Raw genomic sequence first — 23645 nt, forward strand, 5'->3', positions numbered from 1 at the left:
GCATGTCGATCTCCGTTGTCGTCCTGGCTGCAGTCGGTTGTTCCTCCGATGAGCCGAAGCAGGAGTTCAGCGTCCCAAAAGCCCTGTGCGGGATCTCCGTCCCGACCGATGCTCTCTCTGATCTGCTGCCTGCCCCGGGAACGCATCTCAGCGTGGAGCACACTGGAAGTCTGGACGCCGGCTCCACGGTGTGCGCTGTCAAGGTCGACGCGGACACGGTGCTGGACGTCAGCGGAGAGCGCATCGAGACCGGCGATTCGGCGCGGAACGTGTTGCGCAGCCGACTTTCCATTCAGCAGCAGAAGTCCGCAGACAACAGCTCCATTGCGTACACCGACCACGCCGCCGCGTCACTGATCAAATGCGGCGGTGCGCATGTGCAGGAGGAGGACATCAGCACCCTCATCAAAATTCTCAAGCCGGCACGCCCGGGTGAATCAGCCATGAAGAAGTTGATTCAGGGATATACGGACTCACTGAAGGAACAGGCTCCGTGCAAATCGAAGTCGTGAGCCGCCACTTCAACGCGCGGTTGTGCCCGTCGGCAGCTCTCTCGTGCTTCTGAGCGGGTCGGCGAAATCGACATGCCGGACTCGTTCCTTGATCAGTTCGCTGATGTCTTCGCCACGGGCCGCCCAAGCGCTGACAGGCAAGGCGCCGTCAGCGGGCGCCGGGCTCCACAGCGGCCTTGCCTGAGCGACGCCCACGTCACGCCCGCGCCTCCACGCTCCGCCGCCTCCGCCGGGCGTCCCGCAGGGCCACCGCGCCTCCGCTCAGGCCCGCCACCAGTACGGCCACGCCGATGGCCACGTACGTGGCGATGCGGGCGGTGCGTTCCTGGGAGGTTTCGCCGAGGGTGAGCTTGGCGGGGGTCGGGGCCTCGACGTGGGTGAGGCCGGCGTCGGACTGGGGGGCCTCGATCGGGTGATCGTCCTCCGTTAGGGCGCGGACCGGGTCCACCACGCCCCAGCCGACCAAGCGGTCGTGGCCGGCGATGGAGCGCTCCGCCGTCTGCTCGATCTGAGCCACGACCTCGCGGGCCGTCCAGTCGGGGTGTTTGGCCTTGATCAGCGCGGCGACGCCGGCCACGTACGGCGCGGAGAAGCTCGTACCGTTGTCGGAGCAGTGGCCGCCTTTGGGCACCGTCGAGATCATGTCGACACCCGGGGCGGCGACTCCGACCCAGTCCCCGGACTGGGAGAAGGCTGCGCGTTCGTTGTTGCGGTCGGAGGCTGCGACGGCCAGGACTCCGGCGTAGGAAGCGGGATAGGTCGGCTTGACGTTGCCGTCGAGGCCGTCGTTGCCCGCCGACGCGACCACGACGATCTTGTGGTTCAGGGCCTCGTTGATGGCGTTGTGCAGGGCATCGCCCGGAGGCATGGCGTTCGCCGTGTCCTGGGAGATGTTGATGACTTGCGCTCCCACCGCGATCGCGTGCCTGATCGCCGCGGCAAGGCCGTCGGACGTGCCGTGGCCCTCGGAGTCGTTCTGCTTGATCGGGATGATCGTGGCCTTGGGGGCGAGGCCGACGAACCCGGTGCCCTTCATGGGGCGGGCGGCGATGATGCCCGCCACGCGCGTGCCGTGACCGACCGTGTCGGTCGTGGGCTTGGACTTGGCGCCGTCGATCGGCTTGCCCTTGCCGTCCTTGGCGGGAAGGAGGTTCTCCCCCAGGGACGCGTTCACCGCCTGGGTCAGCTGCGGGTTGCTCGTGTCGACGCCGGTGTCGATCACGGCCACCTTCACGCCCTCGCCCTTGGACTGGCTCCACAGTTCATCGAGGTTGACGCGCTGCAGGGCCCACGGGGTGCCGGTGTACTTGTGATTGCTCTTGGAGAACGTGCACTGGTCGGACACGGAGTCCGCCGCGGCCATCGGCGCCGCCAGCAGCGAGGCGGTGATGGCCAGCGTCGTCGCCAGGGTCGTACGGGTGCGCAGTGTGGATCGCATCGGCGTACCTCTCACGACCCCTGCGGCTGGCGCGCGCCCGCCGTGGACAGACGCGGGCCCGTCGGCAGGAACTCCGACCACGCGGCGGGGACGGGAGCCGGGTTCACGCCGGCGTAGCCGAGGCGGGTCTGCGCCAGTTTGGCCTCCTGCTGGAGTTCCTTGCGCTGCTGGGCCGTGATGCCGATGCCCTTGTCGTCGGTGGCGCTGTCGTCGTTGGACTGCAGGGCGTAGCGCAGGCCGGTGTCGGTCACCAGGAAGACCGGACCGTCCTTGGTCGCGGTGCCCTGGAACTGGCGGTACAGCTGGCCGGAGCCGGCGGTGACGTACGCGCTGGAGGATCCGGTGGGCAGGACCGCCGGGAAGTCCTTCCCGGCCCAGGTGGTCAGGGTGGTGTTTCCGTTGTCGGGATCGACGTGGTTCAGGACGGTGCAGATCGTGTTGCGGCTGCCGTCGGCGGTGGAGGCGTCGTTGACCGCGCTGGGTTTCTGCGTGGGCCATTTGTGGTCGGCGGCGAACGGCTCGCCCCGGGTGATGGCGCCCGCACTGACCTCCTGGGCGTGTCCGGCCTGGCCGAGCTTGACGAGGTCCCTGCTGGCCAGCAGCAGCTGGGCGACGAAGTCCGAGACCGGCGCGACCCGGCCGGGCAGCACCACGAAGTACTGCTCCTGGCCGTTGACCGGCGCCCTGAGGACCATGCCGACCTTGTCGGCATCGCCCAGCTCACCGGGCGCGTTCGCGGCGGCGCCCGGGACTCCGCTGATCGGCGGAAAGCTGATCCGGTCGCCCTGGTGAAGGGTGTCGATCCATGCCCTGGTCACCTGCTGCGGTTTACGGTCCGCGCCCACGAGGGTCTGCAGCAGGAGTGAGTCGGACGAGTCCACCGGGTACGCCGTGCCCTGGGCGTCGACCATGTACTGCTTCTTGTCCGTGGGAGTGGTGACGTACAGGAGTTCCCCACCGTGCAATTTCTCCGGCCCCTCGGTCAGCTTCTGGTCGCGCTTGGCCAGAACGAACGCGGCCTTCTGGATGGAGCTTCCGCTGCCGCTCGGGCGTTCGCAGACAGCCCATTCCTTGGCCGCTCCGGCCTCCTTGTCGGAGGGCAGGCGGTCGGGGGCGTAGGGGATGCCGATGGTGACACCGTGCGGGATCTTGCCGTTGTCGAGGATCGACTCGTCCACAGTGACGACGTTGACGTCGTTCTGGCTATTGAGGACGAGCTTGGCGGACGCCATGTTGAGGACCGGGTGGAGCTGCACCTTGCCCTGCGTCTCCAGCACGACGTATCGAGTGGTGGACTTACTGGCGATGATCACGTTCTGGCCGGGCTTGTCCCAGCCCTGCGGGGCGGTCGGCTTGAACATGCCCCAGGCGCCGAAGGCGGCGAGGACGACGACACCGACGATGGAGCCGGGCAGGACGGCACGAAGCGGCCGCGGCGCCGCCTCGTCGGAGGCATCCGGTGAGGACTGCACGAATGACGCGAGCATGCGACGCTTCGCGAAGGTGTAGGCGTTGAGTTGGTCCCGCCGAGATGCCATCTGTGCCTTTTCTCCCCGTGACTCACGCGGAGAGCGCCCGGGAACCGCTCTCCCCCGCCCTCCGTTGTCGGACCCGGCCCCTACTATGCCTGGTACGGAACGAGTCTTGTGGAGCGGGTAGGGTACCTGGGCCCTCAAGGGCCTTGTTCAGTGGCCTGGTTCCAGCGAGTTGTGAGCAAATCGGGGGGATGCCGTGATGGCTTCCGGAACGCGGACGCGAACGCGCGGTCGCTCGGCGGCACGAGGTCGCGCGGCCGGGTCCGCGTCGCCGACACGCGAGAGGTCCGCCCAGCGCGGAGTCGCGCAGCAGCAGGTCACGCTCGGCCTCAGGCCACGGCCGGGCCAAACAGGTTCATTCCGTTTGCAACGCCTCGTGCTGGTGGAGCTGGCGGCCGCCGCGCTGCTCGTCGGCCTCGCCATCGGGATGGCGGCCCTAGTGCCCGCCGCGGTCGTGGCTGTGACGCTGATCCTGCTGGCCTTCGTACGGCGGCGGGGCCGGTCCCTGCCGGAATGGCTCGCCACCGCACGTGAGTTGCGGGCGCGTCAGAAGCGGGCTGCGAGCACCCCGATACCACCGGGTACCGAACCGGGGCTGGTCCCCGCCGTGGAGTGCGAGCCCGCCCTGCGCACATACTCCTACGGCCCGCGTGACCGGCGCCCGCTCGGCATCGTCGGGGACGGCACCTTCGTCACGGCCGTGCTCCAGGTCGAGGCAGACGCGACCGCGCTACGGGCCGAGCGGAGCCGGCAGCCACTGCCCGTCGCCCTGGTGCGCGATGCTCTGGAGGTGGACGGGATCCGTCTGGAGTCGGCCCAGATCGTGCTGCACACCCAGCCGGCGCCCGCGCTGCACCTGCCCCAGCAGTCCGTCGCCGTTTCCAACTACCTTCCGCTGCAGGAGCAGACGGGTGCCCCGGCGGTGCGTATCACCTGGATCGCGCTGAAGCTCGACCCGGAGCTGTGCGCGGAGGCCGTGGCCGCACGCGGCGGCGGGCTGCTCGGTGCACAAAAGTGCGTCGCGCGGGCCGCGGATCACCTCGCGAGCCGGCTCACCGGCGCCGGATTCCGGGCGCGCGTGCTCGACGAGGAGGAACTGGTCGCCGCGCTCGCCACCTCTGCCTGCGCCAACCCGCTGGTCACGGCCGAGGCTGGGCGCAGCGAGACGCGGGAGCGGCGCACGGAGGAGTCCGGGCGCAGCTGGCGGTGCGACAACCGGCGGCACACAACCTACTGGGTCAGGCGCTGGCCCCAACTGGGCGGCGGTCGGGGCGAGTCACTGCCACACTTCGTCGCCCGGGTCACGGTGATACCGGCCCTCGCGACGACGTTCAGCCTCACTCTCACGCACGGCGAGCGACAGGAAGTGACCTTGTCCGCGCATCTGCGGGTGACCGGGCGCAGCGACGACGAACTCGTGGCGGCGCGACGCGCGCTGGAGAGCGCCGCCCGGCAGGCGGGCGCCGGTCTGGCCCGCCTCGACCGGGAACAACTGCCCGGAATGCTGGCCACGCTGCCCCTCGGAGGTGCGCGGTGACGACGACTCCGACGATGTCCCCGAAGTCGGGCACGGACTCACCGGCGGCATCCGGTCCGCGCCGGATGGGCGAGCTGCTGCGGCACGGACTGGGCCTGATCGGGCCCCGGCACGGTCGGCACGGGCTGACCGCGCAGCACCTGGACGCGCTCGCCCTGCCCATCGGGGACGACGGCGTGGTGGCAGGGGTCGACGCCGAGGGCCAGCCGGCCGTGCTGGGCATCAACCGGCCAACGCCGTACGACGTCGTGTTGATCGGTGGCCTGTGGACGGCTCAGGTGCTGGCGCTGCGCTCGGCGGCCACGGGCGCCCGGGTCGCGGTCGAGACGGGCCGGCCGCAGGCCTGGATGCAGATGGTGCACGCCATGGGAGGCGGACAGAACGGACTGTCCGTGTACGACGTCGGTCGTGTGCCGCCGCAGGGTGCCTCCGCCGGAACGCCCGTGCTGGTGGTGCGGGACTGCGGCATGCGGCCCCCGCGCGGCCGTGTGGTGTCCGGGCCCTGGCAGTCGGTGCTGACCCTGCTGCCGTATCTCAGCCCGGTCGCACCCCGGCTGCTGCGCCAGGCACGGCTCGCCGGAATCCAGCGGGTCTCGCCGGACGAGGCCGCTGAACTGGGTCGCACCATGGGACTGTCGCAGACCGAGGTGGAGTCGCTGCCGGCACTGCCCGACGGCGTCACCCTGTGGTGCACGGATCGTGACCGGCAGTACGTGCTGACCCAACCCACCGACGCCGAGATCGGATTGTTGGGCACTCCTCGCCGGATGGACTGAACTGCCCTTACCCATCTGTTTTGTTCGGGTTACCTCTGTTCCCCGTTCGCCCGTTGTCCGCCCATTGCTCCCTAATTCCTCTGGCGGGCGATGCAGCCAACGGGGCCGTTCGGAGTGCGCGGTGACCCTGTCGACATGTGCTCGGAGGCAGGCGGGCCTGCCGAGGGACGGCTCGTGGTGATTAGGCTGGGAGCGGGCGCGATGGCACAACCCGTTGACCGGGCGATCGGTGTCCCCGGGGGAGGACCGCCGACTCGGACTGCCCCGAACAACTACGGACGACTCGGAACGACACGACATGGTCGCCCCGGCACGGCATGAGGGTGTTCGACCACACCAGGAGGAACTGTGAACAGCGATCGGGACGGGATCCGCGGGGGCTGGGACACACCCGACGACGACCAGACCGACGCGGAGTCCGCCATCGAGATGACGGGCGAGTTCACCATCGACTACGCGCCGCCCGCCTGGTACACGCAGAACGCGCAGGGTTCGTCCGGTGCGCCTGCGACGGCTCCGGTCCCCCCGCCACCCCCGCAGGGCGCTCCGTTCACGCCGCCCCAGGGGACGTCGTACGCGCCGCCTCCGCCCCCGCAATCCCAGGGCGCTCCCTACGCCGCGCCCATGCCGCCGGCGCCGCCGGCGCCGCCCGTCGGAACTCCTGTCCCGATGCCGCGGTTGCCGGAGGGCTACGAGGCGCAGCAGCCGCAGGCCGCGCAGCCGGCTCAGCAGGCGCAGCCGGAGCCGCCGGTACCCGCGGTCGAGCCGGAGACGAGCAACGGGGACCTGGAGAGCGGGGCCACCATGCGGTTCTCCGCCGTGGCCCTGAAGCGCGAGATGGCCGAGATCGCCGAGCGCGCGGCCGCGCTGCGGGACGGCGCCGGTGACGAGGGCGCGGCGGAGGGTACGGACACGGGCTCCGCCGGTGCCGAGAGCGACGCGGTCGAAGCGTCCGCGCCGGAGGGCTCGGCCGAGGACGCCGAGGGTGCCGAGGAGCAGTCGGGTACGGAGCCCGCGGACGTGGTCTCCGCGGAGGCCGGGTCCGGGGAGGACGCGGCTGTCTCCGAGGCCGGCACCGCTGAGGACGAGGGCGAGGGCGAGAGCAAGGCCGAGGTCGAGGACACGGCCGAGGGCGACGCGGGGGCGGGGGCCGGGGACACCGACGGTGCCCGGGACGCGTCCGCCGACGACGCCGACGCCGACGCCAAGTCCGACGACGCCGAGGCCGACGCCTCCGCGTCCGTGGACGCCGCCGTGCCGCAGGACGCCGCGCCCCAGCCCGGCGTACCGGAGAGCGGCGCCCAGCCGGACGGCTCCGCCCAGACCGACACCGCGCAGACCGGCACCGCGCAGACCGGCGCGCCCCAGGCCGCCGTGCCGCCCGCGCCGGACCAGGGCGCCCAGCCCGGCTGGACGCCTCCGCCCGTGCCGCAGACCGGGGTGCCCCCGCTGCCGCCGTCCTACCAGCCCGCGGCGCCCGCTCCGGCGGCCCAGTGGCCTGCGCAGCAGCCCCAGCAGCCCGGCCCGATGCCCGGTCAGCAGCCGCCGTTCCAGCCGCAGGCCCTGCAGCCCGCGCCCGCCGCCTGGAACCAGCAGAACCAGGCGAACCAGCCTGGAGCGCCCACCGCACCGCAGCCCGGTCAGCCCGGTCAGCCGAACGCGGCCGGGCAGCCGGCGGCGGGTCCTGGACCGCAGCCGCACCCGGCGGGCCCCGGCGCGGCGGGCGGTTACGGCTTCCCGCCGCCCCCCGCACAGCCACAGCCCAACGGTCCCAACGCGGCCGGTGGCTACGGCTTCCCCCAGCCCGGCACCCCCAACCCCCAGCCTCATCCTCAGCCTCAGCCTCAGCCTCAGCCGGGTGGTTACGGCTTCCCGCAGCCGCCCGCACCCCAGCCGCACCCCACCGGCCCCAACCCGGCGGGCGGTTACGGCTTCCCCCCGCCCGGCATTCCGAACGCCCAGCCCCAGCCCGGCGGTTACGGCTTCCCGCCGCCGCAGAGCCCGCAGGGTCCGGACGGCGCGCCGGCGGCCGAGGCCCCGCAGGCACCCGCACCGCATGCCCCGCAGGCACCCGCACCGCAGGCCCCGCAGGCACCCGCACCGCAGCCCCCGCAGGCGCCGGTCGATCCGCGGTCCGGTGCCGCGTGGCCGCAGCCGGTCCAGCACGACCAGCGGCAGCCGACCAACCCCGGCGCCGCGCCGCTCGGTTACACGGCCGCCGTGGAGCTGTCCTCGGACCGGCTGCTGAACAACAAGAGGCAGAAGGCGAAGAGCGGACGGCCCGCGGCAGCGGGCGGCCGGTTCAAGCTCGGCGGCAAGAAGGAGGAGGCCGAGCGGCAGCGCAAGCTGGAGCTGATCCGCACGCCGGTCCTGTCCTGCTACCGGATCGCGGTCATCAGCCTCAAGGGCGGCGTCGGCAAGACGACCACGACCACCGCGCTGGGTTCCACCCTCGCCACCGAGCGGCAGGACAAGATCCTCGCGATCGACGCGAACCCGGACGCCGGTACGCTCGGGCGGCGCGTGCGCCGGGAGACGGGTGCGACGATCCGTGACCTCGTGCAGGCGATCCCGTACCTCAACTCCTACATGGACATCCGGCGGTTCACCTCGCAGGCGTCCTCCGGTCTGGAGATCATCGCCAACGACGTGGACCCGGCCGTCTCGACCACGTTCAACGACGAGGACTACCGGCGCGCGATCGACGTCCTCGGCCGGCAGTACCCGATCATCCTGACCGACTCGGGCACGGGTCTGCTGTACAGCGCGATGCGCGGGGTGCTGGACCTCGCGGACCAGCTGATCATCATCTCCACGCCGTCCGTGGACGGCGCGAGCAGCGCCAGTACGACGCTGGACTGGCTGAGCGCGCATGGCTACGCCGACCTGGTCTCCCGCTCGCTCACGGTGATCTCCGGTGTCCGGGAGACCGGCAAGATGATCAAGGTCGAGGACATCGTGGCGCACTTCGAGACGCGCACGCGCGCGGTCGTGGTCGTGCCCTTCGACGAGCATCTGGCCGCCGGTGCCGAGGTCGATCTCGACATGATGCGGCCGAAGACGCGCGAGGCGTACTTCAACCTCGCCGCGCTGGTGGCCGAGGACTTCGTACGGCACCAGCAGGCGCACGGCCTGTGGACCAGCGACGGCAACCCGCCGCCGGTGGCCGCCCCTCCGATGCCGGGCCAGCCGATGCCGGGCCAGCCCTATCCGCCCCAGCAGGGCCAGCCGTACCCGCAGGTGCCGGGCCAGCAGCCGTACCCCCAGGCCGCCCCCGGCCAGCAGCCCTATCCGCAGGCCGCACCGGGTCAGCAGCCGTACCCGCCGCAGCAGCCCGGCCAGCCGTACGGCTACCCGCAGCCGCAGCAGCCCGGCTACCCGCAGCAGCAGCCGCCGCAGGGCCCGCCCCCGCAGCAGTAGCAGCAGTGAACGAGAGGGCGGCCGGTGCGATCAGCACCGGCCGCCCTCTCATGTCGTAGAGCCCGCCGAAGGCCTACTCCTCCGCCGCCACGATCTCCCGGCACCGCTTCACATCGGCGGCCATCTGCTCCAGCAGGGCCTCCAGCGAGTCGAACTTCGCCTGGCCGCGCACGTAGGCGAGGAAGTCGACGGCGACGTGCAGGCCGTACAGGTCGAGGCCGACGCGGTCGATGGCGTACGCCTCCACCGTGCGCTCGGTGCCGTCGAACTGCGGGTTCGTGCCGACGGAGATCGCGGCCGGCATGACCTCGCCCTGCGCGTGCAGATAGCCGGCGTACACACCGTCGGCGGGGATGGCGGTGTGCGGGAGGGTCTCGACGTTGGCCGTCGGGAAGCCCAGTTCGCGGCCTCGCTGGGCGCCGCGGACGACCACGCCCTCCACGCGGTGCGGGCGGCCCAGGATCTCCCGGGCGCCTTCGACGTCGCCCTCGGCGACCAGGCGGCGGGTCAGGGTCGAGGAGAAGGGCCGGCCGCCGCCCGCCTCACCGGTGACGTACAGGTCGACGATCTCGACCTCGAAGTCGTAGGTCTTGCCCTGCTCGGCGAGGAACTCCACGTTGCCCGCGGCCTTGTGGCCGAAGCGGAAGTTCGGGCCCTCCACGACCGCCTTCGCGTGCAGCTTGTCCACCAGGACCTTCACCACGAAATCCGCGGGCGAGAGCTTCGAGAACTCGGTGGTGAAGGGGAGGATGAGGACCGCGTCCACGCCCAGGTCCGCCATCAGCTCGGCGCGGCGGTGGTGCGGGGCGAGCAGCGGCGGGTGGCTGCCGGGGCGGACGACCTCGCTGGGGTGCGGGTCGAAGGTGACCACGACGGCCGGGACGCCCAGCTCGCGAGCGCGGTCGACGGCGTGCCTGATGATCAGCTGGTGGCCGCGGTGGACGCCGTCGTAGGAACCGATGGTGACGACGCTGCGCCCCCAGTCCTGGGGGATGTCCTCCAAGCCACGCCAGCGCTGCACTGTGACCGCTCCTCGAACCCGTGTCCATATCGACGCCTAAGACTTGCGCAGGTCTAAGGGTGCCATGCCGGGTGCCCCGGACCCGCATCGGTATCGGGGCTGTGACCGGGCGCACGTTCCCGGCGACGCCCTGTGGCCGCTCACGCCGGTACGCGGACGCCGGCGAGGTTCTCCAGCATGCGGCGGGTGCTGGGGCCCACGACGGCGGCCCATTCGTCCGGGGTGGCGGCCAGCCAGCCGGCCATCCGCGCGGCGAAGCCGGGCACGTGCCGACCCAGGTCGACCAGGCCGCGGTCGAAGCGGGTGGCGCCCTCGGGGGTGCGGACGAGGAGCAGACCGGTGCGGTGGACGAGCCCGCGGACCTCCTCCTCCCGGCCGTCGCCGTAGTCGTCACCGTGCTCGGCGGCCGCGTGCAGGACGGCGTCCAGCACGGACGGCTCCTGTTCCCGGGCGAGCAGCAGCTCCAGGAGCTCGCGGCGCAGCGGACGGGAGGCGGGGGTGCCGGCGGCGGCGAGGACGGTGGCGAGGGCGGCACGGAGCTGTTCGGGGGCGTCGACCAGCAGGCCGGTGACCAGGGGCAGCAGAACGGCGCGGGCGCTGGGGCCCTCGGCGAGGCGGCGGTCGACATGGGCGGCGAGGTGGCCGGCGGTCTGGGGGTGGAGCCGTACCGCCTCCTGGAGCAGGGGCGCGATGCGGCGGGCCAGGGCCGGGGTGGTGGCCTCGGCGAGGGTGCGCAGCGCCTCCCCCGCGTGCGGGCCGCGCAGCCGGGCGCGGAAGGCCTCCAGGACCGGTTCCGGGTGGCCGGCCAGGGCGGGGACCAGGGCGCTCGGCGGGAGCTGCGGGTCGCCGTCCGAGAAGTGCCGCAGGGCCGCGGCGAGGTGCCGGTCCCGGGTGTGCGGGTCGCGGACCAGCAGGGCGAGGGCGCCGCCGTGCAGGGCGCGGTCGGCGGGGCGGGCGAGCAGGGCGAGGGCGGCGTAGCGCAGCAGCTCGCGGTCGGCCTCCGCACGGGCGTGCGGCGCCGCGCGCAGGCCGTGGGCCACGGCCGCGGCCCGGCGGGCGGGGCGCTCGTCGTGCGCCCAGCGGTCGACCGCCCGGCAGATCGCCGACGGCTCGTCCTCGGCGAGGGTCGCGAGCAGTTCGTCGGCGCGCCGGTGCGCACTGGCCACCAGGTTCTCGATGAGCTCGTCCAGCGCGCCGTGCCGGTGGGTGTGCAGCAGCGCCTGCGCGGCGGTCGCGACCGTGGCGTGCGGGGTCGCGGGCAGCGGCCGTTCGTCGTCGAACCAGCGGGTCAGCCGCGGCTGTACGACGCCCGGCGCGGCCGCGAGCAGCCGGGCGACGACGTCCAGGTAGCGCTCGCCGGTCTCCGGGGGCGCCGGGTCGGCCAGCACGAGCCGGCCCAGCAGATCGAGCCGCTCGGTGTCGTGGACCGGCAGCTCGGTCCAGAAGCCGGGGCCGAACTCGGCGGGCACGGGCCGCTGGGCGCGGCGCCAGGCGACGATCCGGTCGGCGAGCAGCCGCAGCACATCGGTGTACGGCGTCGCGTCCGGGATCTGCAGCAGGGTGCGGGCGAGCAGCCGGGCGGCCCACCAGGAGCCGGTGTCGCGGTCCAGGGCGTCCGTCAAGTCCCGCAGCCGGGCCGCGAGTTGGCGGTCGCCGTGGTGCCGGGCGAGGAGCAGCAGGGCCTGGACGACGGGACCGACGCGATGGTGTGGCACCGGCACGGGAGCGGTTTCCCGGTCGGTAGGGGGGCGGTGGACCAGGGCGCGCAGGGCCTCGTCGAGGTCGAGATGCATGCCCTGGATCCAGTCGGCCAGCTCCTCGTGCGCGAAGCGGTAGCCCCGGCCGGCCGGGACGAGCAGTCCCTCGGTCAGTACGGCGGACGCCCAGCCGGTGCCGCCGCCGAGCCGGGCCGGGGCGGGCCCCCAGGGGAACACCGCCTCGAACGACGCCCGGTCCAGCTCGCCCTGCCCCGCGCCGAGGCTCCGCCGGGCGGCCTCGTGCACCTGCCCGGCCACGCGAGCGGCGAGCCGGCGTACGGCGGTGCCGCGCAGGCCGCTCTCCACGGCGAGCCGGACCGCGATCCGCAGGCACATCAGATCCAGGTGGGCGGCGAACACCTCGTGCCGGTCGACGGGTCCGGCGCCGGTCTGGACGTCCGGGGCGGCGGCCCGGACCTCGGACAGCAGCCGGAGGGTGAGCGGATGCCGGGTGTCGCGATCGGAGAGGGCACCGTCGGGGACCTCATACCGGACCCGGGCCAGCCGGGCCTCGTCCGGTGTGAGGTCGGGGAGGCGGAGGCAGGGCGGGAGGGGGGTGGAGGCAGTGGCGGGAGCCTCGGGAGCCGCCGATGCCGCCGGAGCCGCCGGAGCGTGCAGCAGGTCGGCGGGGAATTCCGCCGCCGCTCGCTCCCAGTGCTCCTCCCGGCAGGCCACCACCAGTCGTGCCCCGGTCCGGCGCAGCCACGCGGCCGTTCCCCTGGTCCAGTCGGGAAGGCGGTGGGCGAGCACGGGGGGCATCTCCTCGGGGCCGTCCAGCAGGAGCAGGAGCGGGCGGCCGGCCCGGGCGGCGAGGTGGGCCAGGTGTGCGGGGCTGACGTCCCCGAGGGATTCCGGCTCGACGGAGCGGGCGGCGGCGACGATCCTGGCGGCCCGTTCCAGGGTGCGGCGGGCCGCGTCGGCCACGGAGTCGTCGGCATCCTCCAGGTCGGCGCCGCGCAGCCAGAGCGTCGGGGCGGGCCGCTCGCCGGCCCGGCGGGCGGCGAGGGCAGCGAGGGCCGTCGTACGCCCGCTGCCGGGCGCGCCGACGAGCCCGAGCACGGCCCGGTCACCGGCCGTGAAGGCGGCCAACTCCCGTGCGACCCCGCGGCGTTCGACCGGCTCCACGACGCCGGCGAGAAAGCCCTGCGGGCCCTCCTGGCCGACCGAGGTGGCGGTCAGCTGCAGAACGCCGGCCTGGTTGAGGTCGGTGCCGTAGACGGGCACCGTGGCCGCGTTGCGGGCGAGCAGCTCGCCGAGGGGGCCGTCGGCCGGCCGGAGCGGCACCGCGAAGCCCGTGTCACGCTGCGGGGAGTGCAGGGCGGTGCCGAGGACGCCGATCACCGCGCCGGTCTCCGCGTCGAGCACCGGTCCCCCGGCCGCCCCGCCGCCCAGCCGCAGCGCGTCCTGTCCCGCGGTGCCGATCGCCAGCTCCAGCGCGTCCGGGAGGAGGTGGAAGCGGTCGGTGGCGGTGTACGTCACCTCGGTGGCGGCCAGCACCCGTGCCTCCCGCCAGCAGCCGGCGGGGATCCGTACATAGGTTCCGGCGTCGATCCGCTCCCGCACGGACAGCGGCAGCGGGTCGAGACCCAGGCCCTCGGTGCGGACCAGGGCCAGATCGCGCTCGGGCAGCGGGGTGACGGCGTCGGCGGCGACGACACAGGTGCGGTCGCCGCCGGCGATCTGCAGCACGAGCCGGGTCAGGCCGTCGACCGCCTCGTGGCTGGTGAGCAGGGTGCCCTGGTGATCGGCGAGGAAGCCGACGCCCCGGGGTCGCCCGGCGAGGTCGCGGATCTGGACGAGGGCGGGGTCGGGGCCGGGGTGCGGGTCCGGGATGACCGAGGGGTGCGAGAGGCCTGCTGCGGGGTTCGAGAGGCCCTTGGTGCCGCCGATACCTGTGGTACCGGTGGTGTATCTGGTGGCGCCCGCGGCGCCCATGCCGTCCGTACGGTTCCGGTCCCCCCGCTGGAAGTCGTCCGCTGTCTCCCGCGTACGGTCCGCCGCTGCCCGTCGACCGCCTCTGTTGCGCGGGCCCCGTCCCGCCATGGCCGTACCTCCCCGCCCTTGCCCATGTGCCCTGTTGACGACGGTAGGCGCGCGATGATCGGCGGGACAGCTCGCGTGGCGAACGCGCCCCCTTCCGCTCCCCCGGTTCACTCCGAGCGCCTGCCCGGTCGGGTGAATAGGCGGGAGCCGATGGATAACCCTAGAGGTGGGGGAACCGAGGGGGGATCGTGGAGCGGCGGCAGGGGCCCACCCCGTGGCCGGCCGCCGCTCCACGGGCAGCGCCCACGGCGGATGTCTCGGCGGATGTCTCAGCCGAAGACGGCCACGCTCTTGGCCTTGCCCCTGTGCTGTTCGACCAGTGCGAGGAAGCGGCCCTCGGGGTCGAAGACGGCGACGGGACCGGCGCCCGCGTACTCGTCGGGCATCTCCAGCCGGACGCCGTTCAGCAGCAGCCGGGCGCGCCGGGCGTCCACCTCCCAGCGCGGGAACGCGGCCGCGGCGGCGTCCGCGATCGGCATCACGGTCAGCTCCTGCTGGAGCTGGTCCAGCGTCTTCGCCGTATCGATCTTGTACGGTCCGACGCGCGTCCGGCGCAGCGCGGTGAGGTGGCCGCCGACGCCGAGGTCGGCGCCCAGGTCACGGGCGAGGGCGCGGATGTAGGTGCCGGAGGAGCAGACGACGGACACGACCAGGTCGAGGACCTGGGTGCCGTCGGCGGCGACGGCGTCCCGGACGTCGTACACCGCGAAGGAGGAGACGGTCACCGGACGGGCCGGGATCTCGAAGTCCTCGCCCTCGCGGGCCCTCTTGTACGACCGCACGCCGTCGATCTTGATGGCGCTGACCTTGGACGGCACCTGCATGATGTCGCCGGTCAGCTTGGCGATGCCCGCGTCGATGGCGTCCCGGGTCACCCTGGAGGCGTCGGTGGACGAGGTGACCTCGCCCTCGGCGTCGTCGGTGATCGTGTTCTGGCCCAGGCGGACGGTGCCCAGGTACTCCTTCTCCGTGAGGGCGAGGTGCCCGAGGAGCTTGGTGGCGCGCTCGACACCGAGGACCAGGACGCCGGTCGCCATCGGGTCGAGGGTGCCGGCGTGGCCGACGCGGCGGGTGCGTGCGATGCCGCGCATCTTGGCGACCACGTCGTGCGAAGTGAAGCCCGACGGCTTGTCGACGATGACGAGGCCGTCGGGCGTGGTGTGCTTCTGGGTCATTCCGCGGCGTCGCCGTCCGTCTCGTCGTCCGCCGGCTTCTTGTACGGGTCCGCGCCGCCCGCGTAGCTGGCGCCCGCGGAGGCCTCGCGGACCTTCTCGTCGGACTGCCGTGCCTTGTCGAGGAGGTCCTCGATGGTCCGGGCGGTGTCCGGCAGGGCGTCCGCGACGAAGGTCAGGGTCGGCGTGAACTTCACACCGGCCGCGCGGCCCACCTCGGAGCGCAGGATGCCCTTGGCGCTCTCCAGGCCCGCGGCCGCGGCCTTCCGCTCCTCGTCGTCGCCGTAGACCGTGTAGAAGACGGTCGCCTCCCGCAGGTCACCCGTGACCCGGGTGTCCGTGATGGTGACGTGCGAGCCGAGCCGCGGGTCCTTGATCCCGCGCTGCAGTTTCTGGGCCACCACCTCCCGGATGAGGTCCGCCAGCCTTTTCGCCCGCGCGTTGTCGGCCACTGGTCCGTCTCCCGTTCTTTCTTCTGCTTGCTCTGGTGTTGGGTCTGGTCGTCAGTCGTCTTCGCCGTGGAAGCGCCGTCGCACGGACAGCAGCTCGACCTCGGGGCGGCCGGCGACCAGCCGTTCGCACCGGTCCAGTACGTCGGTGAGGTGCGCCGCGTCGCCGGAGACCATGGCGAGGCCGATGACCGCTCGCCGATGGAGGTCCACGTGGTCCACCTCTGCCGCGCTCACCGCGTACTTCCGCTGGAGTTCGGCGACGATCGGGCGGACGACGGAGCGCTTCTCCTTCAGCGAGTGGACGTCGCCGAGGAGGAGGTCGAAGGACAGAGTCCCCACGTACATGTGTGTAACCGGTTCACCCGCCGGTACGGGATCGATGGCCCCGGGCCCGTGTGGGCCGGGGACACCAAAAGGTTACGCGAACCGGCGCGGTCGCTCGACGGGGTTTCCGTGGCCCCCGCAACAGCTCCCGCAACGGCAAGCTGGCCGGCAGGACCGTGGTCCCGCCGGCCAGCTTCAGAATCCATGGGCCATTACGCCCGCGGCTTCTCCCGCATCTCGTACGTCGCGATGACGTCGTCGACCTTGATGTCGTTGAAGTTTCCGAGGTTGATACCGCCCTCGTAGCCTTCGCGGATCTCGGTGACGTCGTCCTTGAAGCGACGCAGACCCTCGATGTTGAGGTTCTCTGCGATGACCTTGCCGTCGCGGACGAGGCGTGCCTTGGTGTTGCGCTTGACCTCGCCCGAGCGGATGAGGACACCGGCGATGTTGCCCAGCTTGGACGACTTGAAGACCTCGCGGATCTCCGCCGTACCGAGCTCGACCTCTTCGTACTCCGGCTTGAGCATGCCCTTGAGGGCCGCCTCGATCTCCTCGATCGCCTGGTAGATGACCGAGTAGTACCGGACGTCCACACCCTCGCGCTCGGCCATCTGCGCCGCGCGGCCGGCCGCACGGACGTTGAAGCCGATCACGATGGCGTCGGAGCCCATCGCCAGGTCGATGTCCGACTCCGTGACCGCACCGACGCCGCGGTGCAGGACGCGGATGTCGACCTCTTCGCCGACGTCCAGCTGGAGCAGGGAGGACTCCAGGGCCTCGACGGAACCAGAAGCGTCACCCTTGATGATCAGGTTCAGCTGCTGGACCTCGCCGGCCTTGAGCACCTTGTCCAGGTCCTCCAGGGACACGCGGCGCGTGCGCTTGGCGAAGGCCGCGTTGCGCTCACGGGCGGCGCGCTTCTCGGCGATCTGACGGGCCGTACGGTCCTCGTCGACCACCAGGAAGTTGTCACCCGCACCCGGGACGTTGGTCAGGCCCAGGACCTGGACCGGCGTCGACGGGCCGGCCTCGGCGACGTTGTTGCCGTTGTCGTCGAGCATGGCGCGGACCCGGCCGTAGGCGTCGCCCACGACCATCGTGTCGCCGACCCGCAGCGTGCCTCGCTGGACGAGGACCGTCGCCACGGCACCACGGCCGCGGTCGAGACGGGACTCGATCGAGATGCCCTGCGCGTCCTGGGCCGGGTTGGCCCGCAGGTCGAGCGAGGCGTCGGCCGTGAGGATCACGGCCTCCAGCAGCGAGTCGATGTGCAGACCCTGCTTGGCGGAGATGTCGACGAACATGGTGTCGCCGCCGTACTCCTCGGCCACCAGGCCGTACTCGGTCAGCTGACCGCGCACCTTGGTCGGGTCGGCACCCTCGACGTCGATCTTGTTGACCGCGACCACGATCGGCACGTCGGCCGCCTTGGCGTGGTTGAGCGCCTCGACCGTCTGCGGCATGACGCCGTCGTTGGCCGCGACGACCAGGATCGCGATGTCGGTCGACTTCGCACCACGGGCACGCATGGCGGTGAACGCCTCGTGACCCGGGGTGTCGATGAAGGTGATCTTGCGCTCTTCTTCGTTGACCTCGGTCGCGACCTGGTAGGCACCGATGTGCTGGGTGATGCCACCGGCCTCGCCCGCGATGACGTTCGTCTTGCGGATGGCGTCGAGCAGTCGGGTCTTACCGTGGTCGACGTGACCCATGACGGTGACGACCGGCGGACGGACCACCAGGTCCTCCTCGTCGCCCTCGTCCTCGCCGAACTCGATGTCGAAGGACTCGAGCAGCTCGCGGTCCTCCTCCTCCGGGCTGACGATCTGAACCGCGTAGTTCATCTCGCCGGCGAGGAGCTGCAGGGTCTCGTCGGAGACGGACTGCGTGGCGGTGACCATCTCGCCGAGGTTCATCATGACCGCGACGAGCGACGCCGGGTTGGCGTTGATCTTCTCCGCGAAGTCGGTGAGCGACGCGCCGCGGGAGAGACGGATGGTCTCGCCGTTGCCGCGCGGCAGCATCACGCCGCCGACGCTCGGGGCCTGCATGGCCTCGTACTCCTGGCGCCTCTGCCGCTTCGACTTGCGGCCACGACGCGCGGGACCGCCGGGACGGCCGAAGGCGCCCTGCGTGCCACCGCGGCCACCGGGACCGCCGGGACGGCCACCGAAGCCGGGACGGCCACCGCCGCCACCACCGGGACCACCCGGACGACCGGCGAAGCCACCGCCACCGCCGCCACCGGGACCGCCGGGACGACCGGCGAAGCCGCCACCGCCGCCACCGGGACGGGCGAAGCCGCCGCCACCCGGACGACCGCCGCCGCCACCGGGACGACCGCCGCCACCGGGACCGCGGCCACCGCCGCCGGGGCCACCGCCGCCGGGACGCGGACCCGCAGCAGGACGCTGCGGCATCATGCCGGGGTTCGGGCGCGGACCGGACGGACCGGGACGCGGACCGCCCTGCGGACGAGGCATGCCGGCCGGGCTCGGACGGGAACCGCCCGGAGCCTGCGGACGCGGACCGCCGCCCTGCTGGCCGGGGGCCTGCGGACGGGGACCGGCGCCGGGGGCACCCGGACCGCCCGGACGCGGACCGCCCTGCGGGCGCGGGGCCTGCGGACGGGCCATACCGGTGGAGCCACCGGAGGTGAAGGGGTTGTTACCCGGACGCGGACCGGCCGGACGGGCACCCGGACGCGGGGCCTGGCCACCGGCACGCGGGGCACCCTGGCCCGGACGGGCCTGGCCCTGACCGGGACCGCCCGGACGGGCACCGCCGGGCTTCGGGGCACCCGGACGGGCGCCGGGACGCGGACCCTGCGCGGCCGGGGCCTGCGGGGTCTGGGCGGCCGGAGCGGCCGGCGGAGCGGTGAACTCCGGGGCGGCCGGAGCCGGACGCGGCGCGGGCTTGGGACCCGGCACCGGACGCGGGCCCGGGGCGGGCGCGGACGCCGCAGGGGCCGCCGGGGCGGCCGGCTGCTGGGCAGCGGGCGCCGTCTGAGGCTTGGGAGCCGGCCTCGGGGCAGCCGGACGGGCCGCCTGCGCCGGAGAGGGCGCCGCGGGCCTGGGGGCAGCCTTGCGCGGGGCGGGCTTCGCGGCGGACTTGCCGTTGCCACCGCCCTGGAAGGCGTCAGTCAGCTTGCGTACTACGGGCGCTTCGATGGTCGAAGACGCCGAACGGACGAATTCACCGAGCTCCTGGAGCTTGGCCATGACGACCTTGCTCTCAACGCCGAACTCCTTGGCGAGTTCGTAGACCCGGACCTTAGCCACTTCGCTCCTTTGAGGTCCGGGTGAAGCCGGACCGTCGCTAGTTCATGGGCGTACTCATCGCGTACTCATCGAGTGCTCATCGCAATCTCGACCTGCTTTCGACTCGCGAGGTACCAGGCCGCACGGGGTTCCGTACGGCACGTCTTACGGTGTTGCCTGCTCGGCAACTGTTGTCTGCTCGACGTATCGGCGCAACGCCTTTGTGTCGAGCGGCCCCGGGGCGCGCAGTGCCCGCGGGAACGCCCGGCGGCGTACCGCCTGGTCGAGACAGACCAGTGCGGGGTGTACATAAGCACCCCGGCCGGGCAGCGTACCGCGAGGATCGGGGGCGCACGCGTCCTCGATCTTCACGATCCGCAGCAGATCGTCCTTGGCCGCCCGCTCCCGGCACCCCACACAGGTGCGTTCAGGGCATGCTCCGGCATGCGTCCGGCCAGACACAGTTAAGTCTACCTCCCCGCACCGACCTCACCCCTTCGGGGGAAAGATCGAACGGTTGTTGTCGTAAACCAAGCGGCCCGCGGCTTGGATCTATTCCCGGAGCCGCCCGGTTACCCGCTGTTACTCGCTCTTATTCGGCCATCTGTTCGGTGTCCGGCCGGATGTCGATCCGCCAGCCGGTGAGCCGGGCGGCGAGGCGGGCGTTCTGCCCCTCCTTGCCGATCGCGAGCGACAGCTGGTAGTCCGGCACGGTCACCCGGGCGGAGCGGGCGGCCAGGTCCACGACCTCCACCTTGCTCACCCGAGCGGGTGACAGGGCGTTCGCCACCATCTCGGCCGGGTCGTCCGACCAGTCGACGATGTCGATCTTCTCGCCGTTCAGCTCGCCCATCACATTGCGCACCCGGCCGCCCATCGGGCCGATGCAGGCGCCCTTGGCGTTCAGGCCCGAACGGGTGGACCGTACGGCGATCTTGGTACGGTGACCGGCCTCACGGGCAATCGCGGCGATCTCCACCGAGCCGTCGGCGATCTCCGGCACCTCCAGGGCGAAGAGCTTCTTCACCAGGTTGGGGTGCGTACGGGACAGGGTGACCGACGGACCGCGGACGCCCTTGGCCACCCGGACGACGTACGAGCGCAGCCGCATCCCGTGCGGATACGTCTCGCCCGGCACCTGCTCCTGCACCGGCAGGATGGCCTCCAGCTTGCCGATGTCGACCAGCACGTTCTTCGGGTCGCGGCCCTGCTGGACCACGCCGGTGACGATGTCGCCCTCGCGGCCGGCGTACTCGCCGAGCGTGGCGTCGTCCTCGGCGTCGCGCAGCCGCTGCAGGATCACCTGCTTGGCAGTGGTGGCGGCGATCCGCCCGAAGCCCGACGGGGTGTCGTCGAACTCGCGGGCCTCCTGCCCCTCTTCCAGGTCCTCGGGGTCCTCCTTCGCCCACACGGTCACATGCCCGGTCTCCCGGTTGAGCTCCACGCGCGCGTGTCGGCGGCTTCCCTCGGTGCGGTGGTAGGCGATGAGGAGGGCCGACTCGATCGCCTCGACCAGCAGGTCGAAGGAGATCTCCTTCTCCCGAACCAAGCCCCGCAGGGCACTCATGTCGATGTCCACGGCTACGCCTCCTCCTCTTCCTTCATGTCCTTCTCGACCTTGTCGTCCTTGCGGCTGAACTCGACCTGCACGCGCGCCCTGGCGATCTCCGGGAAGCCGAGCCTGCGGCTGGTGGCCTTGCGGCCCTTGACCCCGGGAACCTCGACGTCCAGACCGTCCTCGTCGACCTTCAGGATCCGGGCGATCAGCTCGCCGCCCTCGGTCAGCTGGAACTTCACGAGCCGGTCGGTGGCGCGCACGAAGTGCCGGTGTTCGGTGAGGAGGCGCTCCGCGCCGGGGGTGCCGACCTCCAGGTCGTACGCCGCGTCGCCCATCGCGTTGGTCTCGTCGAGCTTCGCCGAGAGCGCACGGCTCACATCGGCGATGGCGTCCAGATCGGCTCCGGTGTCGGAGTCGACGACCACGCGCAGCACCCGCTTGCGTCCGACGGAGTCCACGGCGATCTCTTCGAGATCCAGTCCCTGGGAGGTGACGAGCGGTTCGAGCAGCTCTCGCAGCCTCTCGCTCTGGGTGGTGCTCATCCGGGTGACTCCTCGGCCGCGTGTGCTGTTGTGGGATGGGTCGCGTGTCTGGTCAAAGGGTATCCGGTCGCGGGCACTGTTGCGTGCGTGTGGCTCCGGCGGTGGGGCGGGCGCCTTCCAGCTCGGGGGGGCTGTTGTTCGTTGGCGGGTGCGGGTCGTGGGGGGCTGGTCGCGCCGTTCCCCGCGCCCCTGGGGTGGGTTCACTGAGCCGGTGACATGAGGCGCAGGGATGCGCGGGTACCGTGATCACGGCGGGCTGCCCTCCCGCCCGTGTGTTCGTACGAGCCCCCCGAGGACGTCAGCCGTGCCGTACCCCCCACCCTTGCGCGCCCCCTCGGGGCCGCGCAGAAGAACCCTGCTCGCCTCGGCCGCCGGGGCCGCCCTGCTGGTGGGGTGTTCGGCTGGGCCGGACTCCGGTGGCAGCAGCGCCGCGTCGGCTTCTGAGCGGGCACGCGCGCGTGCCGCGCGGGACAGCCAGAGGCTGCTGGAGCGGTACGACGCCGTGCTCGCCGCCCACCCGGGGCTGGCGCAGCGGCTGGGCCCGCTGCGGGCCCAGGTGGCCGCGCATGTCCGGGCGTTCACGGACGGCACGACGCCCAAGCCCGCGAAGTCCTCGGCCTCCCCTTCCGCCGAGCCGGCCGTCCCGGCCGCCGAGAGGGACGCCCTCGCCGAGCTGGCCGCCGCCGAGCGCACGCTGGCCGACCGGCGTGCCAAGGCCCTGCTGGAGGTGCCGGGCGAGCTGGCGCGGCTGCTGGCGTCGGTGGCGGCGGCCGGGGCCACGCACGCGTACCTGCTGACGGAGGGGGCGAAGTGAGCGACGAGGTGAGGTCGGCCGAGGTGAGGGCGCTGCAGGCGGCGCTGGCGGCGGAGCACGCGGCGGTGTACGGCTACGGTGTCGTCGGCGGCAAGATCAGCGCGGCCCGCCGGACCGAGGCACGGGCGGCGTACGACGCCCACCGGGCGCGCCGGGACGCGCTGACCCGCGAGGTCCGTGAGCTGGGCGGGCAGCCGGTCGCCGCGAACGCCGCGTACGCGCTGCCGTTCCCGGTGCCCGACGCGGCGGCGGCCGTGCGGCTCGCCGCCCGGCTGGAGGAGCGGGTGGCGGGCGTCTACGCGGACCTGGTGCGGGCGGCGACGCGCGCGCGGCGCGGTGCGGCCGCCGCAGCGCTGCGGGAGGCCGCGGTGCGCGCGGTGCGCTGGAGCGGGGAGAGCGTAGCCTTCCCTGGGCTCGCCGAGCGGTCCTCCGGCGAAGGGACCGGCGCGGCCGGTACGACACCCTCGGCCTCCGCCTCGGTGACCCCGTGAGCCCGTGAGGCCGTAGACACCTCGTACGACAGGACCCGGACTGGAAGGAAACGACTCGCGCATGGCTTTCGAACCGCCGCCGCGCCTGGTACGGGCGCTCGGTGAGACGGCACCGGCCGGGGACGACTGGCTCGCCCGGCTGCCCACGATCGCCGAACAGGCCGTTGCCAGGCGCGAGTTGACGGTGGAGCGGGTTCAGGTGCCGGGCGGGCGCAGCAGCCTGGTGGTGCTGGTGCGGCGGGCCGACGGCACCCCGGCCGTGCTGAAGCTGGCCCCGCCCCGGGCCCGCCCGGAGAGCGAGCGGGCGGCGCTGGCGCACTGGGGCGGGCTGGGCGCCGTACAGCTGCTGGAAGCCGGTGGTGCGGAGGACGGTGTGCTGCTGCTGGAGCGGCTGCACCCGGATGTCTCCGTGCGGTCGCTGCCGGAGGCGAAGGCGCTGCTGGAGGCCGCGGGCACGCTGCGGCGGCTGTGGGTCGAGCCGCCGGCCGGTCATGCCTTCGAGACCGTCGCCGAGCGCACGGGGCGCCAGGCGGCGGCAATGCGGGCGGGGGCGGAGGCCGACCCCGAGGTGGCGCCGCTGGTCGACGCGGCGCTCGCGGCCCGTGAGGAGCTGCTGGCGACGCCGCCCGAACACCGGTTGCTGCACGGCACGTTCCGGCAGAGCAAGGTGCTGGCCGGGGAGCGGTGGCCGTGGCTCACGGTGGGTCCTGATCCGGTGGTGGGTGAGTGCGCGTTCGACCTGGCGCGGTTGGTGCGGGACCGGGTGGAGGACCTGATCGCGACACCGGCGGGTGCGGCGACGACGCGGCGCCGCATCAAGCGGCTCGCCGAGTCGTTGGAAGTGGATCAGGAGCGACTGCGGGGGTGGACGCTGTTCCGGGCGGTGGAGTCCGGGGTGCGGGCGCGCCGGGTCGGGCGACCGAAGGACGGGGAGCTTCTGCTGGAGTTCGCCGGGTGGCTGTAGAGCCGACGAAGCCCCCTGAGCCCATC

General features: G+C 72.8%; 18 protein-coding genes. 7 read left to right on the forward strand and 11 right to left on the reverse strand.

All coding sequences use genetic code 11. From position 1 onward, the window contains the following. Positions 1 to 2: 2 nt before the first annotated feature. Entirely contained in the window at positions 3 to 512 is a 510-nt protein-coding gene (locus ACZ5NH_RS21825) for a hypothetical protein (protein ID WP_468777449.1), read from the forward strand. Positions 513 to 708: 196 nt separating this feature from the next. Here the strand turns inward: ACZ5NH_RS21825 and mycP are convergent, their stop codons facing one another. Both mycP and eccB read right to left on the reverse strand, forming a co-directional pair. Next, complete coding sequence (mycP, locus tag ACZ5NH_RS21830; RefSeq protein WP_468777451.1) at positions 709 to 1950, reverse strand: type VII secretion-associated serine protease mycosin; 1242 nt, start codon at positions 1948 to 1950, stop codon at positions 709 to 711. 11 nt (positions 1951 to 1961) lie between these two features. Continuing rightward, on the reverse strand, positions 1962 to 3488 hold the full coding sequence (gene eccB, locus ACZ5NH_RS21835; protein WP_468777452.1) for a type VII secretion protein EccB: 1527 nt from the start codon (positions 3486 to 3488) through the stop codon (positions 1962 to 1964). A gap of 196 nt (positions 3489 to 3684) precedes the next feature. Here eccB and eccE point away from each other — a divergent pair, with 196 nt between their 5' ends. The 3 genes from eccE (at position 3685) to ACZ5NH_RS21850 (ending at position 9218) form a co-directional block, all read left to right on the forward strand. After that, a complete protein-coding gene (gene eccE / locus ACZ5NH_RS21840) occupies positions 3685 to 5022 on the forward strand; it encodes a type VII secretion protein EccE (RefSeq protein WP_468777454.1) in 1338 nt (445 codons plus the stop codon). A 14-nt stretch (positions 5023 to 5036) separates the two neighbouring features. Then, positions 5037 to 5798 (forward strand): hypothetical protein, encoded by a 762-nt coding sequence (locus ACZ5NH_RS21845; RefSeq protein ID WP_468777755.1) that lies wholly within the window; start codon positions 5037 to 5039, stop codon positions 5796 to 5798. 348 nt (positions 5799 to 6146) lie between these two features. Next, positions 6147 to 9218, forward strand: a complete 3072-nt coding sequence (locus ACZ5NH_RS21850) for an SCO5717 family growth-regulating ATPase (protein ID WP_468777455.1) — start codon at positions 6147 to 6149, stop codon at positions 9216 to 9218. Positions 9219 to 9291: 73 nt separating this feature from the next. Here the strand turns inward: ACZ5NH_RS21850 and ACZ5NH_RS21855 are convergent, their stop codons facing one another. The 9 genes from ACZ5NH_RS21855 to rimP all read right to left on the reverse strand — a co-directional run bounded on the left by ACZ5NH_RS21855 (position 9292) and on the right by rimP (position 21350). After that, entirely contained in the window at positions 9292 to 10239 is a 948-nt protein-coding gene (locus ACZ5NH_RS21855; protein WP_388627804.1) for a bifunctional riboflavin kinase/FAD synthetase, read from the reverse strand. Positions 10240 to 10379: 140 nt separating this feature from the next. Beyond that, positions 10380 to 13931 carry a trypsin-like peptidase domain-containing protein gene (locus ACZ5NH_RS21860; protein WP_468777457.1) on the reverse strand — a complete coding sequence of 1184 codons (3552 nt, stop codon included), beginning with the start codon at positions 13929 to 13931 and terminating at the stop codon, positions 10380 to 10382. Positions 13932 to 14308: 377 nt separating this feature from the next. Continuing rightward, entirely contained in the window at positions 14309 to 15214 is a 906-nt protein-coding gene (truB, locus tag ACZ5NH_RS21865) for a tRNA pseudouridine(55) synthase TruB (protein ID WP_388627809.1), read from the reverse strand. Beyond that, positions 15211 to 15663 carry a 30S ribosome-binding factor RbfA gene (gene rbfA / locus ACZ5NH_RS21870; protein ID WP_388627812.1) on the reverse strand — a complete coding sequence of 151 codons (453 nt, stop codon included), beginning with the start codon at positions 15661 to 15663 and terminating at the stop codon, positions 15211 to 15213. Before rbfA ends, truB begins: the two co-directional genes overlap by 4 nt. A gap of 51 nt (positions 15664 to 15714) precedes the next feature. Next, positions 15715 to 16008, reverse strand: a complete 294-nt coding sequence (locus ACZ5NH_RS21875; protein ID WP_365718710.1) for a DUF503 domain-containing protein — start codon at positions 16006 to 16008, stop codon at positions 15715 to 15717. A gap of 191 nt (positions 16009 to 16199) precedes the next feature. Further along, positions 16200 to 19271, reverse strand: coding sequence for a translation initiation factor IF-2 (infB, locus tag ACZ5NH_RS21880; protein WP_468777458.1), 3072 nt, complete (start codon positions 19269 to 19271; stop codon positions 16200 to 16202). A gap of 144 nt (positions 19272 to 19415) precedes the next feature. Then, entirely contained in the window at positions 19416 to 19712 is a 297-nt protein-coding gene (locus ACZ5NH_RS21885) for a YlxR family protein (protein WP_388627818.1), read from the reverse strand. Positions 19713 to 19842: 130 nt separating this feature from the next. Next, a complete protein-coding gene (nusA, locus tag ACZ5NH_RS21890; protein WP_388627821.1) occupies positions 19843 to 20829 on the reverse strand; it encodes a transcription termination factor NusA in 987 nt (328 codons plus the stop codon). A gap of 2 nt (positions 20830 to 20831) precedes the next feature. Beyond that, positions 20832 to 21350, reverse strand: coding sequence for a ribosome maturation factor RimP (rimP, locus tag ACZ5NH_RS21895; protein ID WP_468777460.1), 519 nt, complete (start codon positions 21348 to 21350; stop codon positions 20832 to 20834). Positions 21351 to 21654: 304 nt separating this feature from the next. Here rimP and ACZ5NH_RS21900 point away from each other — a divergent pair, with 304 nt between their 5' ends. The 3 genes from ACZ5NH_RS21900 (at position 21655) to ACZ5NH_RS21910 (ending at position 23619) form a co-directional block, all read left to right on the forward strand. Beyond that, positions 21655 to 22164: a hypothetical protein gene (locus ACZ5NH_RS21900; protein ID WP_468777462.1), complete on the forward strand. Its 510-nt coding sequence runs from the start codon at positions 21655 to 21657 to the stop codon at positions 22162 to 22164. Then, on the forward strand, positions 22161 to 22655 hold the full coding sequence (locus ACZ5NH_RS21905) for a ferritin-like domain-containing protein (protein WP_468777463.1): 495 nt from the start codon (positions 22161 to 22163) through the stop codon (positions 22653 to 22655). The genes ACZ5NH_RS21900 and ACZ5NH_RS21905 overlap by 4 nt, the downstream gene beginning before the upstream one ends. A gap of 61 nt (positions 22656 to 22716) precedes the next feature. After that, positions 22717 to 23619 carry an aminoglycoside phosphotransferase family protein gene (locus ACZ5NH_RS21910; RefSeq protein WP_468777465.1) on the forward strand — a complete coding sequence of 301 codons (903 nt, stop codon included), beginning with the start codon at positions 22717 to 22719 and terminating at the stop codon, positions 23617 to 23619. The last annotated feature ends 26 nt before the right edge of the window (positions 23620 to 23645 follow it).

This window comes from Streptomyces sp. NPDC031426, assembly GCF_055581585.1.

What these genes read in the sequence shown, in the direction of transcription:
- ACZ5NH_RS21825 (WP_468777449.1), top strand. Translation starts at nt 3, where the DNA reads ATGTCGATCTCCGTTGTCGTCCTGGCTGCAGTCGGTTGTTCCTCCGAT.
- mycP (WP_468777451.1), bottom strand. Translation starts at nt 1,950, where the DNA reads ATGCGATCCACACTGCGCACCCGTACGACCCTGGCGACGACGCTGGCC.
- eccB (WP_468777452.1), bottom strand. Translation starts at nt 3,488, where the DNA reads ATGGCATCTCGGCGGGACCAACTCAACGCCTACACCTTCGCGAAGCGT.
- eccE (WP_468777454.1), top strand. Translation starts at nt 3,685, where the DNA reads ATGGCTTCCGGAACGCGGACGCGAACGCGCGGTCGCTCGGCGGCACGA.
- ACZ5NH_RS21845 (WP_468777755.1), top strand. Translation starts at nt 5,037, where the DNA reads ATGTCCCCGAAGTCGGGCACGGACTCACCGGCGGCATCCGGTCCGCGC.
- ACZ5NH_RS21860 (WP_468777457.1), bottom strand. Translation starts at nt 13,931, where the DNA reads ATGGGCGCCGCGGGCGCCACCAGATACACCACCGGTACCACAGGTATC.
- truB (WP_388627809.1), bottom strand. Translation starts at nt 15,214, where the DNA reads ATGACCCAGAAGCACACCACGCCCGACGGCCTCGTCATCGTCGACAAG.
- ACZ5NH_RS21875 (WP_365718710.1), bottom strand. Translation starts at nt 16,008, where the DNA reads ATGTACGTGGGGACTCTGTCCTTCGACCTCCTCCTCGGCGACGTCCAC.
- rimP (WP_468777460.1), bottom strand. Translation starts at nt 21,350, where the DNA reads ATGAGCACCACCCAGAGCGAGAGGCTGCGAGAGCTGCTCGAACCGCTC.
- ACZ5NH_RS21910 (WP_468777465.1), top strand. Translation starts at nt 22,717, where the DNA reads ATGGCTTTCGAACCGCCGCCGCGCCTGGTACGGGCGCTCGGTGAGACG.